Here is a 22,252-nt window from a genome sequence, read left to right as displayed (position 1 = left end):
ACATGGCAACTCGACACTATGCGCCCGCAACCGCGACACTTGAGGACACCCCAGGTTCGCCTGCGGGCCGGATCGAGGGAGGGGCGGGATGAGCGGAGCGAAGCAGGGGGTCGCCCCCTCGCAGGAGGAGGGACGCCCGGGCCACCGCTACTCGCCGCGGTGGCGCATGCTCACGATCGTCATCCTGCGGCCGCTGCTGTACGGGCTGCTCAAGCGCGACTGGCGCGGCCGGGGCAACGTCCCGAGGAAGGGCGGCGTGATCATCGCCGCCAACCACATCTCCGAATCCGACCCGCTCGCGCTCGCCCACTTCGTCTACGAGTCGGGCCGCTACCCCGTCTACCTGGCCAAGTCCACGCTGTTCGACGTGAGGTTCATCGGCGCGGTGCTGCGGGGCACCGGCCAGATCCCGGTCTACCGCGACAGCGCCGACGCCGCCCTGGCCCTCAGGGACGCCGAGAAGGCCCTCCTGGACGGGGAGTGCCTGATGTTCTACCCGGAGGGCAGTTGCACCCGTGACCCAGAGCTGTGGCCGATGACGGGGCAGACGGGCGCCGCGCGGATGGCGCTGCAGACCGGCGCCAAGGTCGTCCCGGTCGCGAGCTGGGGCGCGCACGAGCTGATGCCGTACAAGAAGGGCGAGCAGAAGGGCCTGGCGGGCAGCCTGAAGAAGGGCGTCCACCCGCTGCCCCGCAAGACGATGAGAGTGATCGCCGGGCCGCCCGTGGACCTGTCGCGGTACGCGGGCCTCCCGCTGGACCGCGAGACCCTGCGCGCCGCCACCGACGACATCATGGCCGCGATCACCGCACTGCTCGGCGAGCTGCGCGGCGAGGAGCCGCCGGCCGAGCCCTTCGACCACCACAGGGTCCTGGAGGAGCGCCGCCGCGCCGCCCAGGCCGAGGCGGCCGCGGACATGGGGGCCGACCCGGCCGCGGACATGGGGGCCGACCCGGCCAGGGGCGCGGTCCCCGAGCAGGCCGGACCGGCCGGGCCGGAGTCCGCCGGGCGGCGCGCGGCCGAACCGAAGGCGGCCGACTCGTGACCTTCCGTACCGCCGTGATGGGCTCCGGCTCCTGGGGCACCACGTTCGCGATGATGCTGCACGACGCCGGCGGCGAGGTCACCCTCTGGGGCCGCCGGCCGGAGGTGGTCGAGGGCATCAACGAACGGCACGAGAACACCGACTACCTGCCGGGCGTCCCGCTCCCCGAGAGCATCCGCGCCACCCTGGACCCGGCGGAGGCCCTGCGCGGTGCCGACTTCGTCGCGCTCGCCGTCCCCGCGCAGACGCTCCGGCACAACCTCGGCGGCTGGGTTTCCCTTCTGCCGCGCGAGGCCGTCCTGGTCAGCCTGATGAAGGGCGTCGAGCTCGGCACCACCCGGCGGATGTCGGAGGTGATCCGCGAGGTCGCCGACGTCCCCGAGGAGCGCGTCGCCGTCTTCAGCGGCCCGAACGTGGCGCGCGAGATCGCCACCGGCGAGCCCAGCGCCGCCGTCGCCGCGTGCGTGGACGAGGACGCCGCGCGCGGCCTGCAGGCCGCCACCATGACGTCCTACTTCCGCGTCTACACCTCCACGGACGTGATCGGCGTCGAGCTGGGCGGCGCCGTGAAGAACGTCGTCGCCCTGTGCGTCGGGATGTCGGTCGGGCTCGGGTTCGGCTCCAACACCCAGGCGCTGCTGATGACCCGCGGGCTGGCCGAGATCGCCCGGCTGGGCGCCGCCCTCGGCGCCGACGAGCACACCTTCGCGGGCCTCGCCGGGATGGGCGACCTCGTCGCCTCCTGCGTCTCGCCGCTCGCGCGCAACCGGACGTTCGGCGAGAACCTCGGCCGCGGCATGACCCTGGACGAGGTCATCGCCGTCACCAAGCAGACCGCGGAGGGCGTGAAGTCGGCCGAGGCGGTGCTGGAACTGGCGCGCAAGCACAACGTGGAGATGCCGATCACCGAGGCCGTCACCGCCGTGCTGCACCGCGGCATACCGATCAAGGAGGCGGCGATCTCGCTGATTTCGCGGTCTCCCAAGCCCGAGCGGTACGGGGTGTGACGGCGTGGCAGCGCAGCGCGCCCGGTTCGCTCGTGGCCGACCCGTGCTGATCACCGGTAGGGTCGGGCGTCATGTCCCAGGTTTCTAGGATCCGAGTGGCGGTGGTGTTCGGCGGGCGCAGCTCCGAGCACGCGATCTCCTGCGTCACCGCCGGCGCCGTCATGGCCGCCATCGACCGGGACCGGTACGAGGTCGTGCCGATCGGCATCGCCCGCGACGGGCGCTGGGTGCTCCCGCCCGCGGACCTGCGCCTGGCGATCGAGGGCGGCCGGCTCCCGGAGGTGACCGGGGAGGGCGGCGTCCTCGCGCTGCCGTTCGACCCCGACAGCCGCGGCCTGATGGTGGTCCGGCCGGGAGAGGTGCCCGCGGCCCTCGGCGACGTCGACGTGGTCCTGCCGCTGCTGCACGGCCCCTACGGCGAGGACGGCACGATCCAGGGCCTGCTCGACCTCGCCGGCATCCGCTACGTCGGCGCCGGCGTGCTGGCCAGCGCGGTCGGCATGGACAAGGGGTTCATGAAGCTCGTGTGGCAGGCGCGCGGCCTGCCCGTCGGCCCGTACGTGCTGGTCGGCGACCGGGAGTGGCGGCGCGAGCGCAAGCGCAAGGTCGACGAGATCATCAGGGAGCTCGGCCTGGCCGACGGCACGCCGGTGTTCGTCAAGCCGGCCCGCGCCGGGTCGAGCATGGGCATCACCCGCGTCACCGACGAGGCCGGCCTGGAGGCCGCGGTCGACGCGGCCCGCGAGCACGACCCCAAGGTCATCGTGGAGGCCGCCGTCGAGGGCCGCGAGATCGAGTGCGGCGTCCTGCAGGGAGTGGACGACGGCCCCGCCGAGGCCAGCGTGCCCGCCGAGGTGCTGATGGGGGGCGGCCACGACTTCTACGACTTCGAGACGAAGTACCTCGACGGCTCCACCACCATGGCGATCCCGCCGGACCTGCCGCCCGCGGCGATCGAGGAGGTCCGCCGCATCGCCGTGCAGGCGTTCGACGCGCTCGACTGCGAGGGCCTCGCCCGGGTCGACTTCTTCCACACGCCCGACGGCCGCTGGATCCTCAACGAGATCAACACGATGCCCGGCTTCACCCCGGCGTCGGCGTTCCCGCAGATGTGGGCGGCGACGGGACTGGACTACCCGGCGCTGGTCGACCGGCTCATCCAGACGGCGCTCCAGCGCTCGACCGGGCTGCGCTAGCCGAAGGCGAGCCGGTCGCCGCCCTTGAGGGTGGCCGCGTCGACGGCGCGCGCGCCCGCGTCCGAGAACGTCCAGAGGGTGTCGCCGATGACGAGTGAGCGCCCGGCACCGCCGGTGAAGTCCCGGCCCGGGGACCGGACGGTTCCGAGCCTCGTGACGCCCGAACCGGTGACCTTGAGGGCGAGCGCCTCTGGTGGGCCGCCGTCCCGCCGCGTCACCGGTACGACGGTGAGACCGGTCTTCGGCCAGTACAGGAACGCGTGCGGTTCGAACTCCGCCTGGGAGGCCGCTCCGGGGAGCTTGTAGGCGTCCAGCCTACGGGGCCCGGTGGAGACGTCGAAGAGTGACACCTGGAGACCGCTCGTCCGGCCGGATGAGTCGGCGTCCTGCCCCACCCCCAGCAGCTTCCCGTCCGCCGTCGGATGCAGGTAGGCGGAGTAGCCGTTGATCTTGAGTTCGCCGGTCGTCCGGGGGTGGCGGGGGTCCGTGAGATCGACGACGTACAGCGGGTCCGTCTGCCGGAACGTCACGACGTAGCCGGTGGCGCCGATGAACCGGACGGAGTGGATCCGCTCGCCCTTGCCGAGGCCGTCGAGCCTTCCGATCTGGTCGAGTCGTGCGCCGTGCTGGGCCAGGACGTACACCGAGCTCTGCGACGCCTGCCTGCCGGGTTCGTTCGGGCTGGTCGTCGCGGCCAGGCGGAGGTTCCCCTCCTGCTCCGACATCGAGTACTGGTTGAGCAGGAAGCCCTTGACCGAGCCCGAGGCCACGTACCTAGGACGCTCGCTACCGCGGACGTCGAACTTGTAGACGTCCGTACGCGGCTCGACCGCCTTCTTACGCGACCACGCGAAAAGCTCCGGGGGAGTGCCGGTGATGTAGAGGTTCTTCCCGTTGCCGTAGACGGTCGAGCCGTCAGCGGTCACCGCGACCGGCCGCGGGTCGCCGAGGCCCTTCGCCAGGTCGAGCGTCAGCACGGTCAGCATCGAGGAACCCGCGTACGAGGACGGGCGGCTGACCTGGTCGCACGGCGTCCGGTACGTCGCCCCGCCCTCCACCTCGAAGGACGGGAGCCAGGCGTCCAGCGGGGCCTTCCACACGGCCTCCCGGTTCGCCGCGACGGCCTTCTTCTCGCCGTCGCCACCGGGGAAGTAGATGCGCGGATGCGACCTCACCACCACGCGGACCGTGGAGCCGGTCTGCCGCGCGTCCACGTAGTCGGCGCCGGACGTCATCGTCCCGGTGACCCTGGGCTTGCCGGACAGATCGACCAGCGTGAGGCGCGTCGTCTGCGTCGGCTCGGGCAGCGGCCGACCGGGCGCTGACCGGCCCGGTACCGGACCCTCGAAGGGGACGGCCATGGCCTGCCGCGTAAGCACGAGCACACGGTCACCACTGAGCAGCAGCTCTCCGTCGTCGTAGCGGGTGCCGCCCGGGAGCTCCACCGTGTGCGCCACCTTGCGCGACGCCGGGTCGATGACCCTGAGCCGTCCCCGGGCGAACGCGACGATCCGGCGGCCGTCGGTCTTCACGAGATCGGGCTCGTCCGCGTCCGGCTCATGCGAGTTCGTGGTGGAGTGCTCCGGAGCGGGCGCGGGGGCCCCGGGGACCTTGCCCGCGCCTTGCGCCTTCGCCAGGGCCTCGAAGCCGCCGCCGCCCGGCACGCTGACGAGCCCGTAAGGTCCGACCTTGTCCAAGGTGGCGCTGCGCAGCTCGTCGAGGAGCGCGTCACAGCCGCCATAGGCGACGAGCCGCACCGGCGGCGGCTGGGAGTCCCGGTCGTGGACCTGCCCTGACCTGACGCACCCGGCCGCTCCGGCCAGCAGGAGCGTTGTCGCGACCGGGAGGAGGATGCGACCACGCATGGACCTTGGACGCGCGCGTTCACGGCCCGGTTCCCGGGGACTCGGGGATTTTCCGGTGAAGGCCGTCTTACGCGAGCGTCAGGAAGCCGAAACCGTCCGGAAACAGCGGCTGGTCAGGATCGGAGCATCACCTGATCCCTGCGGAAGGAGCTCTGCCCGATGCCTTCACCAGCCGTGTTCGACCTCGGCGACCCCGGGATGCGGGACGTTCTCGGACACTCCCACTGGCACCCCGACATCCCGGGTGTGGCGGAGGTCATCACGGGCGGGTCCGTCCGGATGGAGTGCCCCGGCCGGGAACCCGGCGGCGGCATCCTGCTGTGCGGGCCGCTCGTCGTCGTCGGCGCGGAGCCCGGCGACGTGATCGTGGTGGACGTGCTCGCCGTCGGGCGCCCCGGCGGCGGGCGCGACGCCGGCGGCCACCCCGGGATCATCGGCTGCGCGCCGTCCGACCCCGTGGCCGTGCCCGGCGAGGCGCGCGGCCGCGACGTCGGCGGATGCCTCATCGCACCGCTCACCGCCGGCTCCCGGATCCTGCTGCCGGTGCACGTGCGCGGCGCGAAGCTGTCGGTGGGCGACCTGCACTTCCCGCGGAGGGGCGCCTACGACTGCGGCGAGCCCGGCGTGCGCGGCTGGATCGACCTGCGCGTCAGCCTCACCCGGCAGGGCGTCGAACGGTTCCGCGTGACCGGGCCGATGCTGATGCCCGACCCGACCCCGCGCCTGTGCTAGCCGTCCCGCCGCGCGCGCTTCTCGTGCCTGGCGATCAGCGTGTCGATCTGGACGCTCAACTTCGACCCGAGCGGCCAGCCGATGTAGTGGGTGAGGAACACGCCGATCTCGCGCAGCTCGTCCGGGGACAGCTCCCCGTTGGCCAGCGCCGCCGGGATCTGGATGTCGAGGACGTCGTTCAGCCCCTGACCGGCGAGGGCCCCGACGAGCAGCAGCCGCCGGTCGCGGATGCTCAGCCCCGGCCGCGTCCAGATGTCGCCGAACAGGTGCTCCACGGTGATGCCGAAGAAGTCGCCGGGCCCGTCCGAGACCTCCCAGCCGTAGACCTGACGCATCATCTCCAGCCCACGCTCACGCCGCCCCACGGCTTCGCCGCGCTCACCCCCTGGTTCGCTTCGCTCAGGGGTGTTCTCTGTGGAGGGGCGACCCTCCACACCTCCCGGTTCGCTTCGCTCAGGCGTGTTCTCCGTGGGGGGACGACCCCCCACGCCCCCCGGTTCGCTTCGCTCAGTCATCGGCCTCTCCCGCCAACCCCAGCCCCGCACCGAACCGGTCGAGGGCGATCCGTGCGAGCGGGGTCTCGACTCCCAGTTCGTCCGCCAGCTCCAGCGCGAGCGACAGGTCCTTCTCGCCGAGATCCCGCGTGTGCCGCAGGATGTCGTACAGGTCGTCGTCCGGCTCCAGCGGCGCGGTCGTCGGCCGCAGCATGATCGAGCCCGCGCCGCCGGTGATCGCGTCGGTGTGCCGGACGACCCTGCCGAGCTTGCGCAGCGACACCCCCGCCGCCTCCGCGAGCCGCTGCGCCTCCGCGGCGGCCGTGAACGAGATGAAGTGCAGCATGTTGCGGGCCAGCTTCGCGCGGGTGCCCGCGCCGACCGGCCCCATGTGCAGGACGAGGTCCGCCCAGGCGCCGAACGGCTCGCGGCACCGCTCGAACGCCTCGTCCGTCCCCCCGACCATGACCGCGAGGCTGCCCGCGCTCGCCCCCATGAACCCGCCGCTCACCGGCGCGTCCACCACCTCGATCCCGTAGCGCCGCGCTCGCGAGGCCAGGTCCTCGGCGGTCCGCGCGCGGATGGTCGAGTGGACGGCCAGGACCGTGCCCGGACGCGCGCTCGCGAGCACCTCCTCGGCCACCTCCGTCACCTGGGCGTCGTCCCGGACCATGACCGAGACCAGGTCGCAGTGCGCGGCCACCTCGGCGACGCTCCTCGCCGCCCGCGCGCCCGCCTTCACCAGCGGCGCCACGGCCTCGGCCCGCGCGTCGTACACGGCCAGGCCCCTGCCCGCTAGGTGGGTCGCCATCGGCGCCCCCATCTGCCCGAGCCCGATGAAGCCGACCGCCATGCGTTCACCCGGCGGGGGGACGCGCGCATCGCTCATGCCCGGAACACCTCGCCGCCGTCGACGTTGACGATCTGGCCGGTGATCCACGCGGCGTCGTCCGACAGCAGGAACAGGCAGGCGCCCACCAGGTCCTCGGGCGACCCCATCCGCTTGAGCGCCATCTTGTCCCGGACGATCTTCTGCGACATGCCGCCCGGCACCACCGTCCGGTTGGCCTCGGTGTCGATCGGGCCCGGCGCGATCGCGTTCACGCGGATGTTCATGCCGCCCAGCTCGTGCGCGAGCTGCTGCGTGAGCCCGTTGACGCCGACCTTGGCGAGCCCGTAGAAGCCCGAGTACTGCCACGCCGCCGTGGACGACTGGTTGACGATCGAACCGCCGCCGCGCGCCTGCATGTGGGGGTAGCAGGCGCGCGCGCACAGCAGCGCGCCGTCCATGTTCACCGACATGAACTTCTTGTAGTAGTCCCAGTCGACGGTGAAGAGGAAGTCCAGCTTCATCGTTCCGAAGATGGCGGCGTTGTTGACGAGATGGTCGATCCCGCCGAACCGCTCCGCCGCCTCCCCGGCCATGGCGTCCACGGACGCGGGGTCGGACACGTCCGTCCGCACGAACAGGCCCTTGATGTCGTCCGCGACGTCCCGGCCGCGCTCGTCCACGTCCGCGACGACCACGTGGGCGCCCTCGGACGCCAGGGCGCGCGCGTACGCCTCGCCGATTCCCTGCGCGGCCCCGGTGACGACCGCGACCTTTCCCTCGAACCTCACACGCCCTCCGCGATCGCCTTGGTCTCCAGGTACTCCTCGAAACCGGCCACGCCCATCTCGCGGCCGATGCCCGACTGCTTGTAGCCGCCGAAGGGGACGTCCGCGCCGTACCAGACGCCGCCGTTCACGCTGACCGTCCCGGTGCGCAGCCTCCGCGCGACACCGCGCGCCCGCTCGACGTCCCCGCCGTGCACCGCGCCCGACAGCCCGTACGGCGAGTCGTTCGCGATCCGCACCGCGTCGTCGTCGCCGTCGTGCGGCAGGATCACCAGCACCGGCCCGAAGATCTCCTCCCGCGCCGCGCGCGAGTCGTTGGTCAACCCGGTGATCAGTGTCGGCTCGATCCAGAACCCCCTGTCCCGGCCCTCCGGGCGGCCGCCGCCGCAGGCGAACGCGCCGCCGTCCTTGACGGCCAGGTCCAGGTAGCCCTCGATCCGTTCGCGCTGACGCGCCGAGATGACCGGGCCGCAGATCGTCCGGTCGTCCTGCGGGTCGCCGGCGCCGAGCTTCGCCAGCGCCCCGGCGGTGATCTCCACGGCCTCGTCGTGGCGCCCGCGCGGGACGAGGATCCGGGTCGTGATCGCGCAGCCCTGACCGGCGTGGGTGATCCCGGCGAACGCCGCGTACGAGCACGCGGCCCGCAGGTCGGCGTCGTCCAGGACCACGAACGCCGACTTGCCGCCGAGCTCCAGGAACACCCGCTTGAGCGTGCCGGCCGCGCTCGCCATCACGTCGCGTCCCGTCGCCGTGGACCCGGTGAACGACACCAGGTCGACGCGGGGGTCCCGTGTGAGCTGGGCGCCCAGCGCGTGATCGGACGAGGTGACGACGTTGACCACGCCCGGCGGGATGTCGGTCTCCTCAGCGATGACCTCGCCGAGCACCGCCGCGCACCAGGGCGTGTCGGGCGCGGGCTTCAGCACCACCGTGTTGCCCGCCGCCAGCGCCGGACCCAGCTTGGCGAGGTTGATCTGGTGCGGGAAGTTCCACGGGGTGACGGCGCCGACGACGCCCACCGCCTCCCGGACGACCCGCCGGTGGCTGGGCATCCCCATCGGCTCGGCCCGCCCGAGGTCCCGCTCCCAGCCGTACTCCTCGACCAGGTCCGCGAACCACGCGAGGTCGTCGACGGGCGCGTCCAACTGGGCCCCGAACGTCAGGAACCTCGGCGCGCCCACCTCCTTGATCGTGAGTTCGCGCAGCTCGCCGGCCCGCCGCCGCAGCCCCTCCCGGAGCTGCCGCAGGCACCGCGCGCGGAAGGCGTGGTCGGTCGCCCACCCGGTCTCGTCGAACGCGCGGCGCGCGGCCGCGATCGCCCGGTCCATGTCGTCTGCGGAGGCGTCGGCGGCGGTGCCGAGCACCTCCTCGGTCGCGGGATTGATCGTCTCGAAGGCGCCGCCCGCCCCGGGGACGAGACGCCCGTCCACCAGAAGCAAGCGATCGTTTGTTCTGGACACCTGTCCAGACTACAGTTCAGCCCCCGCCGGGACGCAAGGCGCTCCCGCGAATTCGCGTGCGGTCACGTGGGAGCGGGCAGTGCGGACAGGGCGAGGGTTGTTTCGTTCCTCAAGGCATCTGCCTCGGGGAGAGGGCCCTGTGCCAGGAGGGACGCTCGCGCGGCCTGGAGGGCTGGGGCGGGGAGGGACGCTATCCGGGCGGCCAGGGCCTGTGCCGTCTCCAGGGCTTCGCCGGGTGGGGTGAGGGCGGTCAGCAGGCCCCAGTTCGCGGCTTCCCGGGCCGGGATGCGGCGGGCGGTCAGGAGGGCGTCCAGGGCTCGGGGCTGCCCCACCAGGCGGGGGAGCCGGACGGTGGCGCCGTCCAGGGACGGGAGGCCGTGCTCGAAGTTGAGCAGGCCGAACTCGGCGGTCTCCGACGCCACGCGGAGGTCGCACCACAGGGCCAGTTCGAAGCCGCCGCCGAAGCAGTAGCCCTCGATCGCCGCGATCACCGGCTTGGACGGGCGGGCGCGCGTCACCGCCATCGGGGGCGGGCCGTCGGCGGTCGGGGCGGGGAATTCGCCCGCGGCCATCGCCTTCAGGTCGTTGCCCGCGCAGAAGGCGCCGCCGGCGCCGGTCAGCACGGCGACCTTCGCGTCGCCGTCCTCGAAGTCGCGGACCGCGCCGGCCAGCCGCCGGGCGGTCGGCCCGTCGACCGCGTTGCGGCGGTCCGGACGGTCGAGGGTGATGACGTGGACGGGGCCGCGGCGTTCGGTTCGCACGCTCATGAAGCGCCTCCTGTCTAGATCGATCGTCATACTAGATAGATCGATCTAGTGAGGGCAATGGCTAGGGTGTCCCCATGACGCGCGACACACGGACCCGGCTGCTGGAGGCCAGCGCCCAGCTGTTCCGCGAGCAGGGGTACGCCGGGACGGGGCTCAAGCAGATCACCGCGGCGGGCGAGGCGCCCTGGGGGTCGCTGTACCACTTCTTCCCGGGCGGGAAGGAGCAGCTGGGGGCTGAGGCCGTGCGGCATTCGGGCGATCGGTACCTGCGCCTGTTCGATCTCGTGTTCGCGCGGGCCGACCGGGACCTGGAGCGGTCGGTTCTCGACATGTTCCGGCTGAGCGCGGAGGCGTTGGAGAGGTCGGAGTGGGGCGACGGGTGCCCGATCGCGACCGTGGCGCTGGAGGTCGCCAGCACGAGCGAGCCGCTGCGGCACGCGTGCGCGGAAGTGTTCGCGTTGTGGGAGCTCTCCCTCGCGCGGAGGCTGGCCGAGGGCGGGATCCCGGACGAACGCGCGAAGGATCTGGCCACCTACGTGCTGAGCGCCTTCGAGGGGGCGCTCGTGCTCAGCCGGACGGCGCATGACGTCCGTCCGCTGGAGGTGACCGCCGAGATGGTGGCCCGGACGCTGCGGGCCGAGCTCGGCTGACGGCGCGGGCCCGGAGAGATCGCGGACCGGGCCGCGTGAAGTGTGGGGATGTGCCAGGCTTGTAGGGCCGATTGCCGTCCCGAGGAGTATGTCCGTGCCGCACGCCGACCTGCCGGAACGCATCGGCCCCTACCGGGTCGTCGACCGTCTCGGCGAGGGCGGCATGGGGACGGTGTACGCGGGGCTGGACGCGTCCGGGCGCAAGGTCGCCCTCAAGGTGATCCGGCGGGAGTACGCGGCCGACCGGCAGTACCGCGCGCGGTTCGAGGCGGAGGTCGCGGCGGCGCAGCGGGTGCGCCCGTTCTGCACGGCGCCGGTCCTGGACGCCGACCCCGCGGCCGACCCGCCCTACCTGGTGACCGAGTTCGTCAACGGCCCCAGCCTGGACGACGCCGTCGCGAAGGAGGGGCCGCTGCGCGGCGCCGACCTGGAGGCCGTCGCGGTCGGCATCGCGACCGCGCTGACCGCCATCCACGACGCGGGGGTGGTGCACCGCGACCTCAAGCCCGCCAACGTGCTGCTGTCCACGTTCGGGCCGCGCGTCATCGACTTCGGCATCGCCCGCTCGCTGGACGGGACGCGCCTCACCGCGACCGGCGGCATCATCGGCACGCCCGCGTTCATGGCCCCCGAGCAGCTGGACGGGCGCGGCGCGAGCCCGGCGTCCGACGTGTTCGCCTGGGGCGCGACCGTGGCCTTCGCGGCGCGCGGCGGGCCGTGCTTCGGCGGCAACTCGCTGCCGGCGGTCATCCACCAGATCATCAGCGGCGAACCCGAACTGGGCGGGCTGGACGGCACGCTGCTGAAGGCCGTCCAGGCGGCGCTGGCCAAGGACCCGGCGCGGCGGCCGTCCGCCCAGTCGCTGCTGGACGGCCTCATCTCCAGCGGGGTCCGGCAGCCCGCGCCCTCCACGCGGCACACCCGGGCGCCCGGCCGGCACCGCGCCGAGACGCCGCCCCCACCGCAGACCCCGGGCGGGGACCGCACCGAGCCGCCCTCCCGGCCGCGGACCGAGACGCCCGGGACGCAGGCGCCGGGGGCCGCTCCGGCCCTCGCCGCGGGGGAGGCCGCGGCGCTCGTCGAGGGGCAGTACCGGCAGGCCGCGCAGGCCGGCGACCCGGCCGCGATGCGCAACCTCGCCGTCCTGCTCAGCGGGCAGGGACGGACCGCCGAGGCGGAGAGCTGGAGCCGCTACGCCGACGCGATCGACGCCCGGCAGGCCGTCTACCAGCAGCCGACCGGGTACCAGCAGCAGACCGGCTACCAGCAGCCGACGGGCTACCAGGGGCAGACGGGCTACCAGGGCCACCCGACCCAGGCGCCCCACCAGTACCCGGCCGCGCGTCATCCGCACGGCAAGCCGCCCATGAACAGCCTCGCGATCTACGCGGTGTCCATGGGCGCGGTGGGGCTCATCACCTGCGGGCTGCCGTCCATCCCCGCGATCATCGCCGGGCACATGGCCTGGGTGCGGCTGCGGCGCTCTGGCGAGCGCGGGCTCGGGCTCGCGGTGACGGGGATCGCGCTCGGCTGGATCATGGTCGCGTTCTGGGCGCTGGTCGCGTTCGGCGCGGCCCTGCCGGACGAGAGCTGAGCCGAAAACCCGTTGCGGCCGCCGCGCCGCCGGTGGCACCGTTGACGACGTCAGCCCGTCCGAGACGGCGACGGTGACGCGAGACGTCCGAGAGGAGGACCGGCCATGGCTCTGGAGCAGTATCGACTTCGACTGCCCTCGGCGTCGCATGCCCGCCCCGGCCGGTATCCCGTCTCCTAGAGGCCCCGGCCGAGCCGCCGCGAGCGACGCCCGTCCAGGCGAGTTTCCCGCGGCTCTACTCCAACAGGCAGAGAGACCACTCTCAGGAAGTGGACGTTCCGGGTTCGAATCCCGGGAGCCGCACGCATGCCTCCGTAGTCCAACGGCAGAGACGGCAGCATGAGGTGCTGTGCGCTGGGGGTTCGAATCCCTCCGGAGGTACGGCGCGGGCCCGCGGCCCGCGCGAGGGGCGGCGCCGACGTTCGGAGAGTCGGGCTTGGCTGTAACCCAAGTGTCGCTGACTGAGTGGGTTCGAATCCCACCCGCCTCACCCGGGGACGACGCGCCGGAGCGTTGCGCGCGGCCCACTTCTGAACTAATGTCTGGACACGTGTCCGGAAAACCCGAACCCCTGACCGAGTCCACCCGGCGCCGCCTCACCGAGCGGCAGGCCGACACGGTGCGGCGGCTGACCGACGCCGCCGTGGTGGAGGTCGCCGAGACCGGCTACGAGGGCCTGACCGTCCGCAACGTGGCCCGCCGCGCCGGCGTGGCGCCCGCGACCGCGTACACCTACTTCGCCTCCAAGAACCACCTGATCACCGAGGTGTTCTGGCGGCGGCTCAGCGCCCTGCCCCCGGTCGAGGCGGACGGGACGCTGCGCGAACGGGTCGTGGGGACGCTCCGCGAGATCGCGCTGCTGGTGTCGGACGAGCCGGACCTCGCGGCGGCGTGCACCACCGCCCTGCTCGGCACCGACCCCGACGTCCGCGAACTGCGGATGCGGATCGGCTACGCGATCCGCGAACGGCTCCGCGCCGCGCTGCGCGAGCACGACGACCCCAAGATCCTCGGCGCGCTGGAACTGGCCTACACCGGCGCGCTCCTGTACGCGGGCATGGGCTACACCTCCTACGCCCGCATGGCCGACCGGCTCGCCGAGATGGCGGAGCTCATCCTGCCCGAACCCCCCGAGTGAGGTGACGGCCGTGGACCCTGCCGCGCAGGTCTCCTACAGCCCCTTCGACTACGCCGTCCACGAGGATCCCTACCCCCTCTACGCGCGCCTCCGCGAGGAGGCGCCCCTCTACCGCAACGACGAGATCGGCTTCTGGGCGCTGTCCCGGCACGCCGACGTGTCCGCGGCCTTCCGCGACCACGCGACCTTCTCCAACTCCCACGGCGTGTCGGTGGAGCCGAGCGCCTGGGGCCCCCACGCGCCCCGGACGATGTCGTTCCTCGCGCTCGACCCGCCGCGCCACACCCGCATGCGCGCCCTGGTGTCCAAGGGGTTCACGCCACGGCGGGTCAAGGAGCTGGCGGACGGCATCCTGGCGCTGACCAGGCGCCACCTGGAGCCGGCCCTGGAGAAGGGCGAGTTCGACTTCGTCTCCGACTTCGCGGGCCTTCTTCCGATGGACGTCATCTCGGAGATGATGGGCGTCCCCGAGGCCGACCGGGCCGAGGTGCGCCGGCTCGCCGACACGGTCGTCCACCGGGAGGAGGGGCTGAACGACGTCCCGCCCGCGGGGATGGAGGCGGCGCTCACCCTCGCCGGCTACTACCAGGACATGGTCGCCGAGCGGCGCCGCGCGCCGACCGCCGACCTGACCTCCGCGCTCCTGGACGCCGAGATCGACGGCGACCGGCTGGCGGACGAGGAGGTCATCGCCTTCCTGTTCCTGATGGTGGTCGCCGGGAACGAGACCACCACCAAGCTGCTCGCCAACGCCCTGTACTGGGGGGCGCGCAACCCCGACCAGGGCGCCAAGCCGCTTCGCGACCCGGCCCGCGTGGACGACTGGGTGGAGGAGACGCTCCGCTACGACACCTCCAGCCAGATGCTCGCCCGGAAGGTCGTGCGCGACGTCGAGCTGCACGGGCGGCGCGTCCGCGAGGGCGACCGCCTGCTCCTGCTGGTCGGGTCGGCCAACCGCGACCCCCGCGTGTTCGACGACGCCGACGCCTACGACCTCGACCGCGACACCTCGCAGCTCGTCAGCTTCGGCGGCGGACGGCACTTCTGCCTCGGCGCGAACCTGGCTCGGCTGGAGGCGCGCATCGCGCTGACCGAGTTCGTGCGCCGCGTGTCCTCCTACGAGGTCGACCACGACGGCGCCGAGCGCGTGCACTCGGTGAACGTCCGCGGTTTCGCCGCCCTGCCCCTGCGCGTGGAGGTGCGCTGATGCCCAGGTTCGACCCCCATCCGCGGCGGCGCCCGGCCGTGGTGACCGGCGCCTCGTCCGGGATCGGCGCGGCGACGGCGACGGCGCTGGCGATGGCCGGGCACCCGGTCGCGCTCGGCGCTCGGCGCGTCGGCAAGTGCGAGGAGCTGGCCGCGACGGTCCGGGCCGGCGGGGGAGAGGCGTTCGCGCACCCGCTGGACGTCGCCGACTCCGACTCCGTCAAGACGTTCGCCGCGGCGGCCGCCGACGCGCTCGGCCCAATCGAGGTCGTCGTCTCCAGTGCCGGCGACCTCTCCGCCGGGCGCCTGCACGAGCTCGACACCGCCGAGTTCCTCGCGCAGGTGCAGGTCCACCTCGTCGGCGCGCACCGGCTCGTGTCGCAGTTCGTCCCCCCGATGGTCGCGCGGCGGCGCGGCGACATCGTGTTCGTCTCCTCCGACACCGTCCCCGCGCCGCGCTCCTGGACGGGCGCCTACGTCGCCGCCAAGAACGGCGTCGAGGGGATGGCCCGCACCATGCAGATGGAGCTGGAGGGGACCGGCGTGCGGGCGTCCATCGTCCGGCCGGGGCCGACCGCGACCGGCATGGGCATGAGCTGGGACGCGGAGACGACCGGCGCCGTCCTGGAGGACTGGGGCAAGTGGGGCCACGCCCGCCACCCCTACTTCCTGCGCCCGTCCGACGTCGCAGCCGCCGTCGCCGCGATCGTCGCGACCCCGCGCGGCGCCCATCTCCGGCTCGTCGAAGTCCAGCCAGAAGCACCGTTGGAGGAGTCGTGACCGCACTGGTGGAGCCGCGCGTCGTGTCGGGCGGGCCCGACCACCTGGAGGAGCTGCGCTCGGACCCGATCGGGCTGATGAGGCGGGTCCGGGAGGAGTGCGGCGACGTCGGCGAGTTCCGCCTCGCCGGACGCCGCGTCGTGCTGCTGTCGGGCGCGGAGGCCAACGAGTTCTTCTTCCGCGCCCCCGACGAGGAGCTCGACCAGGCCGAGGCCTACCCGTTCATGACGCCGATCTTCGGCGAGGGCGTGGTGTTCGACGCCACGCCGGAGCAGCGCCGCGAGGCCCTGCACAACCAGGCCCTCAAGGGCTCGTTCATGAAGGGGCACGCCGCGACGATCTCCGCCGAGGTCGACCGGATGGTCGCCGGCTGGGGCGAGGAGGGCGAGATCGACCTGCTCGACTTCTTCGCCGAGCTGACGATCTACACCTCGTCCGCGTGCCTGATCGGGCGCAAGTTCCGCGAGCAGCTCGACCGCCGGTTCGCCGACCTGTACCACGACCTCGAACGCGGCACCGACGCGATCGCCTACGTCGACCCCCACGCCGACATCGACAGCTTCCGGCGGCGGGACGCGGCGCGCGCGGCGCTGGTGGAGCTCGTCCAGCAGATCATGGACTCGCGGCCGCCGAACCCGCCCAGGGAGGACCGCGACCTGCTCGACGTGCTGATGTCGGTCAGGGACGCGGACGGCACGCTCAAGTTCGACGCCGACCAGGTCACCGGCATGTTCATCTCGATGATGTTCGCCGGGCACCACACCACGTCCGGGACCGCCGCCTGGACGCTCATCGAGCTGCTCCGCCACCCCGGCGTCCTGGACGGCGTGGTCCGCGAGCTGGACGAGCTGTACGCCGACGGCCGCGAGGTCTCCTTCCAGGCGCTGCGCGCCATCCCGAACCTGGAGTCGGCGATCAAGGAGGCGCTGCGGCTGCATCCGCCGCTGATCCTGCTGCTGCGGGTCGCGCAGTCCGACCAGGAGGTGGTCGGGCACCGCATCCCGGCGGGCACCATGGTCGGCTGCAGCCTCGCCGTGTCCAACCGGATCGAGGCCGACTTCCCCGACGCCGACGCCTTCCACCCCGAGCGCTACGCCGCGCCCCGCGAGGAGGACGTGCTCCACCGCTGGACGTGGGTGCCGTTCGGCGCCGGCCGGCACCGCTGCGTCGGCGCGAACTTCGCGATGATGCAGCTCAAGGCCATCTTCTCGGTGCTGCTGCGGGACTGGGAGTTCGAGCCCGCCCAGCCGCCGGAGAGCTACCGCGACGACCACTCGAAGATGGTCGTCCAGCTCGCCCAGCCCTGCGCCGTCCGCTACCGCCGGAGGCGCCGGTGAGGATCGAGGCCGACCTGGACCTGTGCCAGGGACACGCCATGTGCGAGCTGGAGGCCCCCGACGTCTTCGAGGTGCCGTCCAAGGGCAAGGTCCGCGTCCTCGACGCCGAGCCGCCCGAGGACATGCGCGCCGAGGTGGCCTCCGCCGTCCGCTACTGCCCGACCCAGGCCCTCAAACTGCTGGAGACATGATGCCCGCGTTCCCCCGTGAAGAGCTCGACGCGATGGTCGAGCACTGGCTGGAGGCCAACCGCCGCTGCGAGGAGGCCGGCGACTGGCGCCCGCTCGCCGACCTCTACACCGAGGACGCCACCTACGGCTGGAACATCGGCCCCGACCAGGACTTCATGGCCGTCGGCCGGGACGAGATCCGCGACATCGCGCTCGGCTCGGAGATGGGCGGCCTGGACGGCTGGACATATCCGTACCAGAGCATCCTGATCGACGAGCGCAGGGGCGAGGTCGTCGGGTTCTGGAAGCAGGTCGCCGACGCGAGCCGCCCCGACGGGACGCCCTACGAGGTGCTCGGCATCGGCGGGTCCTGGTTCCGGTACGCGGGGGACCGGCGGTGGTCGTGGCAGCGCGACTGGTTCGACCTCGGCAACGTCACCTCGGTGTTCGTCGAGATGATGAAGGCCGGGGTGCTGTCGGACGGGATGAAGCGGCGGCTGGAGCGGGCGGCGTCCGGCGAGCCGATCCCCGGCTACTACCCGCGGGGGGAGAGCCCCGTCCCGATCTGGTGACCAGGGGGTCGCCGGTCAGATCTGCCCCTCGGGCTTCGCCGGGATCGTCGCCTTGATCGCCGGCCCGAGCTCGATCAGCACGTCGCCGGCCGGGTTGTACTTCGGCGGCACCGTCACCTCGACGTAGGCCTGCCGCCCCACCGCGGTGAAGGTCACGGGCCGGTCGGCGGGCTGCCCGAACCAGTCGATCCCGTTGATGGTCACGAGCTCCGAGGTCTGGCGGAGTGTGGCGGGAAGGGGGACGCCGCAGCGCAGCGCGATCGCGGGGGAGCCCCACGCGGCGGTCAGCGGGGAGTCGGGGGAGGTGTCGCGGCGCTTCTGCCCGTGCACCTTCTCGGGCAGTCGCAGCCCCTGGCAGAGCCGCCGGGTCGCCGCGTCCGGGTTCGGAACCGGGACCTGCACGGCCCCGTCTCCGCACGCCGCGGCGAGCAGTGCCAGGCAGCCGAGGACGGCGAGGGAGCGGTGCGCTGCCGCGGGACGTTCAGATATGGACGATCGGGCACGTGAGGGTCCGCGTGATGCCCTCAACGCCCTGGATCTGCGCGACGACGAGCTTGCCCAGCTCGTCAACATTCCGCGCCTCCGCTCGGACGATCACGTCATAGGGTCCGGTGACGTCCTCCGCCCGGGTCACGCCGGTGATGCCGGAGATGTGGTCCGCCACCTCGGCTGCCTTGCCGACTTCGGTCTGGATGAGGATGTAGGCCTGCACCATCACGTCCTCCCCAAGCGGAGAATCAACCGTCGGAGGGTTCACCGTATCGTGTTACGCGCCGCCGCGGGCGGTCGGGGTACGGCGTGCCCGGTACGAACCGGAAGAAAACCGAGAAAGCGGGGGAACGGCGCAAATGGGCACGATCGGGGAGCTGGGCGAGTTCGGCCTGATCGGCCGCCTGACCCGGCGGCTGCCCCAGGGCCCGGCCGTCCGGCTCGGCCCCGGCGACGACGCCGCGGTGATCGCCGCGCCGGACGGGCGCGTCGTCGCCACCACCGATCTGCTCGTGGAAGGGCGGCATTTCCTCCTCGACTGGTCCGGCCCCTACGACATCGGACGCAAGGCCGCCGCGCAGAACCTCGCCGACGTCGTCGCGATGGGCGCGAACCCCACGGCGCTGCTCGTCGGCTTCGCCGCCCCGCCCGGAACCCGCGCCGACTGGGCCGAGCGGCTCTACGACGGGCTCGCCGACGAGTGCCGCGCGGCGGGGGCGTCCGTCGCGGGCGGCGACGTCGTGGCCGCGCCGCAGGTCACGCTCGCGATCACCGCGCTCGGGGACCTCGGCGGGGCGGCGCCGCTCACCCGGTCCGGGGCGCGCCCGGGCGACGTCGTGGCCGTCCGGGGCAGGCTGGGCTACGCCGCCGCCGGGCTCGCGCTGCTGGAGGCCGGGCGGGACGGGCCCGAGGAGCTGATCGCGGCGCACCGCCGTCCCGAGCCGCCCTACACCGCCGGTGAGGAGGCGCGGACCCACGGTGCCACCGCGCTGCTCGACGTCAGCGACGGGCTCGTCCAGGACCTCGGGCACATCGCCGGCGCGAGCGGCGTGCGGATCGACCTCGACTCCGCCTCCGTGCCCGTCCCGGAGATCCTCGGGCCGGACGGGCTGCGCCACGCGCTCACCGGCGGCGAGGACCACGCGTTCGCCGGGACGTACCCGGCGGACGCCGTCCTGCCGCCGTCCTGGAAGCGGATCGGGACCGTCGCCGAAGGGGCCGGGGTGCGCGTGGACGGGCGCCCGCCGCCCCCCGGAGCATGGGATCATTTCCCAGGCTGAACGCCCCGGTGGACTCAGCGCGTACAGCCGTGTGCGTTGACACATCCGGTAGGCATGCTTGGGACGGTTTTGGTATACATCCTGTGATCGAAGAGGAATGGGATGGGACGACACTCCAGGCTTGAGCAACCGGACGACGACCCCGCCGAAGCGTCGCGAGGGCCGTACTTCGGGGCTCCGGTCGACCCCTCTTACGACCTCTTCTCCGGGCCGACCGACGACCGCGTGTACGTCTCGCCGCACGACCAGGTGAGGTCGGGTCCGCCGCCGGTCGCCGAGCGCCAGCACGACCCGCCGCCCGACCCGTACCGCTTCGCCCCGCTCCCCGGGGACTATCCCGGCGACTACCCGGGCGCTCCCGCGGCGGCGTTCCCCGAGCAGCCGCGCGGGCTGCCGCCCGAACCCGGCGGCACGCCCGGCGCGCCGGAGTCCGGCGACTCCGCCGCGGACGACTCCGGCAAGAGCGGCTGGACGAAGATCGTTTCCGTGCTGCCGCTCCCGCTGCTCCCGATCGTCGCGCTCGTCATCGCCGTGGGGATCGTCTCCTACGCGCTGAGCACCCAGCAGATCTCCCTCAACTTCGCGGGCGGCTCCCCGAAGACCTCCCAGACCGACCCGCGCGACAACCAGATCACCGAGCGCGGCCCCGGCGGGCGCGCCAGCCGCGGCGCGGGACGCCCCGACGGCCTCGTCATCGGGTTCCGCGTCGCCTCCCGCACCCCCGGAGGGTTCAAGGCGACCGCCACCATCGCCAACAAGGGGCAGCGGCCCGTCAGCGCGTGGGCGCTGGCCTTCAAGATCCCGAACGTCTCGGTCACGGCCGTGCAGGGCGCCACCGTCGTGCGGACCGGCCGGGTCCCCTTCGTCCGCGGCCGCACCGCCATCGCGCCCGGCGGCTCCGTGAGGATCGTGTTCGCCGCGCAGGGCACCCCGTCCAGGCCGTCCGCCTGCGTCCTCAACAGGCTGCCCTGCACGCTGGTCTGAGATCAGGCGCTTTCGGGGAGACGCCCTCCGGCGGATCGCCGCTTCCCGCAGATCACCATAAAGTGGGCTGTATGACGCGTACTGCCTCCGCCCCGCCCCTCGTGCTCACCATCGCGGGCTCGGACTCCGGCGGCGGCGCCGGCATCCAGGCGGACCTGAAGACCATGCTCGCGCTCGGCGTCCACGGGATGAGCGTCGTCGCCGCCGTCACCGCCCAGAACTCCCTCGGCGTCCAGGGCTACTGGGAACTGCCCCCCGAGGCCGTGCGCGCCCAGCTCGACTCGGTCCTGTCCGACATCGGCGTCCACGCGATCAAGACCGGCATGCTCGCGTCCACCGCCCTCGTCGAGGTCGTCGCCGAGGCGCTCGCCGCGTCCGACGCCCCCGCCGTCGTCGACCCGGTCGGCGTCTCCAAGCACGGCGACTCGCTGCTCGCGCCGGAGGCCGTGGACGCCGTCCGCTCGGCGCTGCTGCCGGCCGCGACCGTCGTCACGCCCAACCTGTACGAGGTGGAGCAGCTCACCGGCGTCAAGGTCGTGGACGAGTCCGGCCTGCGCGAGGCCGCCGAGGCGGTCAAGGCGCTCGGCCCCGCCTGGGTGCTGATCAAGGGCGGCCACCTGCCGGGCGAGCCCGCCGACCTGCTGTTCGACGGGGAGCGCGAGCACCGCTTCACCGCCCCCCGGCACGACAACCGGCACACCCACGGGACCGGCTGCACGCTCGCGTCCGCCATCGCCTCGCACCTGGCGCTCGGCGACGACGTCCCGGCGGCGGTGGCCAAGGCCAAGGAGTACGTGACGGGCGCGATCGCGGCGGGCTTCCCGCTCGGCGCCGGCATCGGCCCCGTCGACCACGCCTGGCGGTACCGCGACTGAACGGCGCCGCGACCGCCCGAGAACGCGAAAGTCGGCTCACCGGGAATCCCGATGAGCCGACCGAAGCCGTGAAGCGGACCGCCCGCCCGGGGCGGTCCGGCAGGACTCAGACCGTCGGCTTGACGATCTTGCCGGCCTTGATGCAGGACGTGCAGGCGTTGATCCGCTTGGTGCTGCCGTTCACGACGGCGCGCACGCGCTGGATGTTGGGGTTCCAGCGGCGCGGGGTGCGGCGGTGCGAGTGGGAGACGCGCATGCCGAAACCGGGTCCCTTGCCGCAGACGTCGCAGACGGAAGCCACGGGAAACTCCAAGTGGTGTCGATGCTCTGATCGGAGCGCCACCCGGCTGCCGCCTCGGGCGGGCCGGGCATCATGGACGCTCACTGATGAGCGCCACGAACGTGGCGCGTGGACCAGACTAGCCGACAGCGCGACGGGTTAGCGAATCGGCGGCGCCGCGACCCGGCGGCGCGGAAGGGAGCACGGTGGCCCTCGATGATGCGGCGGTCCTCGACCCCGCGGCGGTGCGGCGGTGGTGCAGGCTCGCGGCGGAGGCCCTCGGACGGACGAGGGCCGAGATCGACGCGCTCAACGTGTTCCCCGTCCCGGACGGCGACACCGGCACCAACCTGCACCTGACCGTCGTGGCGGCGGCCGACGCCCTCGACGAGCCGCCGGGCGGCGCGGACCCGTGGCGGACCCTGGCGCAGGGCGCGCTGCTCGGCGCCCGGGGCAACTCCGGTGTGATCCTCAGCCAGGTGTTCCGGGGGCTCGCCGACGTCCTCGGCCCGATGGAGGCGCCCCCGGACGGCGCGTCCCTCGCGGCCGCCCTCGACCACGCGTCCGTCCTGGCCCGCGGCGCCGTCGAGCACCCCGTCGAGGGCACGATCCTGAGCGTCCTCGCCGAAGCCGCCGCGGCCTGCGCGGCGGCCCCCGGTACCGGGCTCCCGGAGGCCGCGCGGGCCGCCGCCGCGGGCGCCCGGCAGGCGCTGC

25 protein-coding genes and 3 tRNA genes are annotated in these 22,252 nt (G+C 73.2%); 19 read left to right on the top strand and 9 right to left on the bottom strand.

Annotated elements, in window-relative coordinates; genetic code table 11:
• The first annotated feature begins 88 nt into the window (after positions 1-88).
• The 3 genes from AB0K37_RS08515 (at position 89) to AB0K37_RS08505 (ending at position 3,248) form a co-directional block, all read left to right on the top strand.
• Complete coding sequence (locus tag AB0K37_RS08515) at positions 89-1,045, top strand: lysophospholipid acyltransferase family protein (protein ID WP_363976795.1); 957 nt, start codon at positions 89-91, stop codon at positions 1,043-1,045.
• Positions 1,046-1,062: 17 nt separating this feature from the next.
• The gene (locus tag AB0K37_RS08510) at positions 1,063-2,052 is read left to right on the top strand and encodes an NAD(P)H-dependent glycerol-3-phosphate dehydrogenase (RefSeq protein WP_363976917.1); all 990 of its coding nucleotides are present in this window, start codon (positions 1,063-1,065) and stop codon (positions 2,050-2,052) included.
• A gap of 71 nt (positions 2,053-2,123) precedes the next feature.
• Complete coding sequence (locus AB0K37_RS08505; RefSeq protein ID WP_360350947.1) at positions 2,124-3,248, top strand: D-alanine--D-alanine ligase family protein; 1,125 nt, start codon at positions 2,124-2,126, stop codon at positions 3,246-3,248.
• On the opposite strand, the gene AB0K37_RS08500 is transcribed toward AB0K37_RS08505, so the two are convergent.
• Positions 3,245-5,113 carry a beta-propeller domain-containing protein gene (locus tag AB0K37_RS08500; RefSeq protein WP_363976792.1) on the bottom strand — a complete coding sequence of 623 codons (1,869 nt, stop codon included), beginning with the start codon at positions 5,111-5,113 and terminating at the stop codon, positions 3,245-3,247. The genes AB0K37_RS08505 and AB0K37_RS08500 overlap by 4 nt on opposite strands.
• Before the next feature lie 159 nt (positions 5,114-5,272).
• Here AB0K37_RS08500 and AB0K37_RS08495 point away from each other — a divergent pair, with 159 nt between their 5' ends.
• On the top strand, positions 5,273-5,845 hold the full coding sequence (locus AB0K37_RS08495) for an acetamidase/formamidase family protein (protein WP_363976789.1): 573 nt from the start codon (positions 5,273-5,275) through the stop codon (positions 5,843-5,845).
• On the opposite strand, the gene AB0K37_RS08490 is transcribed toward AB0K37_RS08495, so the two are convergent.
• From AB0K37_RS08490 to AB0K37_RS08470, 5 genes are all read right to left on the bottom strand, one after another.
• Positions 5,842-6,183, bottom strand: a complete 342-nt coding sequence (locus AB0K37_RS08490; protein ID WP_363976787.1) for a carboxymuconolactone decarboxylase family protein — start codon at positions 6,181-6,183, stop codon at positions 5,842-5,844. The genes AB0K37_RS08495 and AB0K37_RS08490 overlap by 4 nt on opposite strands.
• A 169-nt stretch (positions 6,184-6,352) precedes the next feature.
• Positions 6,353-7,228, bottom strand: coding sequence for an NAD(P)-dependent oxidoreductase (locus AB0K37_RS08485; protein ID WP_363976784.1), 876 nt, complete (start codon positions 7,226-7,228; stop codon positions 6,353-6,355).
• The gene (locus AB0K37_RS08480) at positions 7,225-7,959 is read right to left on the bottom strand and encodes an SDR family oxidoreductase (RefSeq protein WP_363976781.1); all 735 of its coding nucleotides are present in this window, start codon (positions 7,957-7,959) and stop codon (positions 7,225-7,227) included. Before AB0K37_RS08480 ends, AB0K37_RS08485 begins: the two co-directional genes overlap by 4 nt.
• Positions 7,956-9,386 carry an aldehyde dehydrogenase gene (locus AB0K37_RS08475; protein ID WP_363976779.1) on the bottom strand — a complete coding sequence of 477 codons (1,431 nt, stop codon included), beginning with the start codon at positions 9,384-9,386 and terminating at the stop codon, positions 7,956-7,958. Before AB0K37_RS08475 ends, AB0K37_RS08480 begins: the two co-directional genes overlap by 4 nt.
• A 92-nt stretch (positions 9,387-9,478) precedes the next feature.
• Entirely contained in the window at positions 9,479-10,183 is a 705-nt protein-coding gene (locus AB0K37_RS08470; RefSeq protein ID WP_363976777.1) for an enoyl-CoA hydratase-related protein, read from the bottom strand.
• A gap of 74 nt (positions 10,184-10,257) precedes the next feature.
• On the opposite strand from AB0K37_RS08470, the gene AB0K37_RS08465 reads away from it, so the two are divergent.
• From AB0K37_RS08465 to AB0K37_RS08415, 11 genes are all read left to right on the top strand, one after another.
• Positions 10,258-10,833, top strand: a complete 576-nt coding sequence (locus tag AB0K37_RS08465) for a TetR/AcrR family transcriptional regulator (RefSeq protein WP_363976774.1) — start codon at positions 10,258-10,260, stop codon at positions 10,831-10,833.
• 94 nt (positions 10,834-10,927) lie between these two features.
• On the top strand, positions 10,928-12,427 hold the full coding sequence (locus AB0K37_RS08460) for a protein kinase (RefSeq protein ID WP_363976771.1): 1,500 nt from the start codon (positions 10,928-10,930) through the stop codon (positions 12,425-12,427).
• A 229-nt stretch (positions 12,428-12,656) separates the two neighbouring features.
• Positions 12,657-12,730 (top strand) — tRNA-Leu (locus AB0K37_RS08455).
• Between the two features lie 5 nt (positions 12,731-12,735).
• Positions 12,736-12,808, top strand: a tRNA-Leu gene (locus AB0K37_RS08450).
• Positions 12,809-12,833: 25 nt separating this feature from the next.
• Positions 12,834-12,917: transfer RNA gene (locus tag AB0K37_RS08445), tRNA-Tyr, on the top strand.
• A gap of 60 nt (positions 12,918-12,977) precedes the next feature.
• On the top strand, positions 12,978-13,565 hold the full coding sequence (locus AB0K37_RS08440; protein ID WP_363976769.1) for a helix-turn-helix domain-containing protein: 588 nt from the start codon (positions 12,978-12,980) through the stop codon (positions 13,563-13,565).
• 10 nt (positions 13,566-13,575) lie between these two features.
• A complete protein-coding gene (locus AB0K37_RS08435; RefSeq protein ID WP_363976766.1) occupies positions 13,576-14,772 on the top strand; it encodes a cytochrome P450 in 1,197 nt (398 codons plus the stop codon).
• Positions 14,772-15,551: an SDR family oxidoreductase gene (locus tag AB0K37_RS08430; protein ID WP_363976764.1), complete on the top strand. Its 780-nt coding sequence runs from the start codon at positions 14,772-14,774 to the stop codon at positions 15,549-15,551. Before AB0K37_RS08435 ends, AB0K37_RS08430 begins: the two co-directional genes overlap by 1 nt.
• Positions 15,548-16,888, top strand: coding sequence for a cytochrome P450 (locus AB0K37_RS08425; protein ID WP_363976761.1), 1,341 nt, complete (start codon positions 15,548-15,550; stop codon positions 16,886-16,888). The genes AB0K37_RS08430 and AB0K37_RS08425 overlap by 4 nt, the downstream gene beginning before the upstream one ends.
• A complete protein-coding gene (locus tag AB0K37_RS08420; RefSeq protein WP_179833341.1) occupies positions 16,885-17,079 on the top strand; it encodes a ferredoxin in 195 nt (64 codons plus the stop codon). The genes AB0K37_RS08425 and AB0K37_RS08420 overlap by 4 nt, the downstream gene beginning before the upstream one ends.
• Positions 17,076-17,630 (top strand): nuclear transport factor 2 family protein, encoded by a 555-nt coding sequence (locus tag AB0K37_RS08415; protein ID WP_360350912.1) that lies wholly within the window; start codon positions 17,076-17,078, stop codon positions 17,628-17,630. Before AB0K37_RS08420 ends, AB0K37_RS08415 begins: the two co-directional genes overlap by 4 nt.
• A 15-nt stretch (positions 17,631-17,645) precedes the next feature.
• On the opposite strand, the gene AB0K37_RS08410 is transcribed toward AB0K37_RS08415, so the two are convergent.
• Both AB0K37_RS08410 and AB0K37_RS08405 read right to left on the bottom strand, forming a co-directional pair.
• The gene (locus AB0K37_RS08410; protein WP_363976757.1) at positions 17,646-18,158 is read right to left on the bottom strand and encodes a DUF3515 domain-containing protein; all 513 of its coding nucleotides are present in this window, start codon (positions 18,156-18,158) and stop codon (positions 17,646-17,648) included.
• Positions 18,112-18,345, bottom strand: a complete 234-nt coding sequence (locus AB0K37_RS08405) for an Lrp/AsnC ligand binding domain-containing protein (RefSeq protein ID WP_345174931.1) — start codon at positions 18,343-18,345, stop codon at positions 18,112-18,114. Before AB0K37_RS08405 ends, AB0K37_RS08410 begins: the two co-directional genes overlap by 47 nt.
• A 133-nt stretch (positions 18,346-18,478) precedes the next feature.
• On the opposite strand from AB0K37_RS08405, the gene AB0K37_RS08400 reads away from it, so the two are divergent.
• The 3 genes from AB0K37_RS08400 to thiD all read left to right on the top strand — a co-directional run bounded on the left by AB0K37_RS08400 (position 18,479) and on the right by thiD (position 21,258).
• On the top strand, positions 18,479-19,399 hold the full coding sequence (locus AB0K37_RS08400; protein ID WP_363976754.1) for a thiamine-phosphate kinase: 921 nt from the start codon (positions 18,479-18,481) through the stop codon (positions 19,397-19,399).
• 102 nt (positions 19,400-19,501) lie between these two features.
• Positions 19,502-20,383 (top strand): cellulose binding domain-containing protein, encoded by an 882-nt coding sequence (locus AB0K37_RS08395; protein WP_363976751.1) that lies wholly within the window; start codon positions 19,502-19,504, stop codon positions 20,381-20,383.
• Between the two features lie 71 nt (positions 20,384-20,454).
• A complete protein-coding gene (gene thiD / locus AB0K37_RS08390; protein ID WP_363976748.1) occupies positions 20,455-21,258 on the top strand; it encodes a bifunctional hydroxymethylpyrimidine kinase/phosphomethylpyrimidine kinase in 804 nt (267 codons plus the stop codon).
• A gap of 106 nt (positions 21,259-21,364) precedes the next feature.
• On the opposite strand, the gene rpmB is transcribed toward thiD, so the two are convergent.
• Complete coding sequence (rpmB, locus tag AB0K37_RS08385) at positions 21,365-21,559, bottom strand: 50S ribosomal protein L28 (protein ID WP_067632165.1); 195 nt, start codon at positions 21,557-21,559, stop codon at positions 21,365-21,367.
• A gap of 185 nt (positions 21,560-21,744) precedes the next feature.
• Here rpmB and AB0K37_RS08380 point away from each other — a divergent pair.
• Positions 21,745-22,252, top strand: a 508-nt coding sequence (locus AB0K37_RS08380; RefSeq protein WP_363976745.1) for a DAK2 domain-containing protein, incomplete at its 3' end; no start/stop codon positions are given.

The sequence above is a fragment of the Actinomadura sp. NPDC049753 genome (assembly GCF_040674655.1).
Lineage (GTDB): Bacteria > Actinomycetota > Actinomycetes > Streptosporangiales > Streptosporangiaceae > Spirillospora > Spirillospora verrucosospora.
The sequence above is the reverse complement of the archived record's forward strand: the minus strand, read 5'-3'. Positions and strand labels throughout refer to the sequence as shown.

Coding starts and splice junctions, on each gene's coding strand:
- AB0K37_RS08510 (WP_363976917.1), top strand. CDS start 1,063: ATGGGCTCCGGCTCCTGGGGCACCACGTTCGCGATGATGCTGCACGAC.
- AB0K37_RS08430 (WP_363976764.1), top strand. CDS start 14,772: ATGCCCAGGTTCGACCCCCATCCGCGGCGGCGCCCGGCCGTGGTGACC.
- AB0K37_RS08395 (WP_363976751.1), top strand. CDS start 19,502: ATGGGACGACACTCCAGGCTTGAGCAACCGGACGACGACCCCGCCGAA.
- AB0K37_RS08495 (WP_363976789.1), top strand. CDS start 5,273: ATGCCTTCACCAGCCGTGTTCGACCTCGGCGACCCCGGGATGCGGGAC.
- AB0K37_RS08490 (WP_363976787.1), bottom strand. CDS start 6,183: ATGATGCGTCAGGTCTACGGCTGGGAGGTCTCGGACGGGCCCGGCGAC.
- AB0K37_RS08485 (WP_363976784.1), bottom strand. CDS start 7,228: ATGAGCGATGCGCGCGTCCCCCCGCCGGGTGAACGCATGGCGGTCGGC.
- AB0K37_RS08465 (WP_363976774.1), top strand. CDS start 10,258: ATGACGCGCGACACACGGACCCGGCTGCTGGAGGCCAGCGCCCAGCTG.
- AB0K37_RS08500 (WP_363976792.1), bottom strand. CDS start 5,113: ATGCGTGGTCGCATCCTCCTCCCGGTCGCGACAACGCTCCTGCTGGCC.
- AB0K37_RS08505 (WP_360350947.1), top strand. CDS start 2,124: ATGTCCCAGGTTTCTAGGATCCGAGTGGCGGTGGTGTTCGGCGGGCGC.
- thiD (WP_363976748.1), top strand. CDS start 20,455: ATGACGCGTACTGCCTCCGCCCCGCCCCTCGTGCTCACCATCGCGGGC.
- AB0K37_RS08405 (WP_345174931.1), bottom strand. CDS start 18,345: ATGGTGCAGGCCTACATCCTCATCCAGACCGAAGTCGGCAAGGCAGCC.
- AB0K37_RS08515 (WP_363976795.1), top strand. CDS start 89: ATGAGCGGAGCGAAGCAGGGGGTCGCCCCCTCGCAGGAGGAGGGACGC.
- AB0K37_RS08415 (WP_360350912.1), top strand. CDS start 17,076: ATGATGCCCGCGTTCCCCCGTGAAGAGCTCGACGCGATGGTCGAGCAC.
- AB0K37_RS08400 (WP_363976754.1), top strand. CDS start 18,479: ATGGGCACGATCGGGGAGCTGGGCGAGTTCGGCCTGATCGGCCGCCTG.
- AB0K37_RS08470 (WP_363976777.1), bottom strand. CDS start 10,183: ATGAGCGTGCGAACCGAACGCCGCGGCCCCGTCCACGTCATCACCCTC.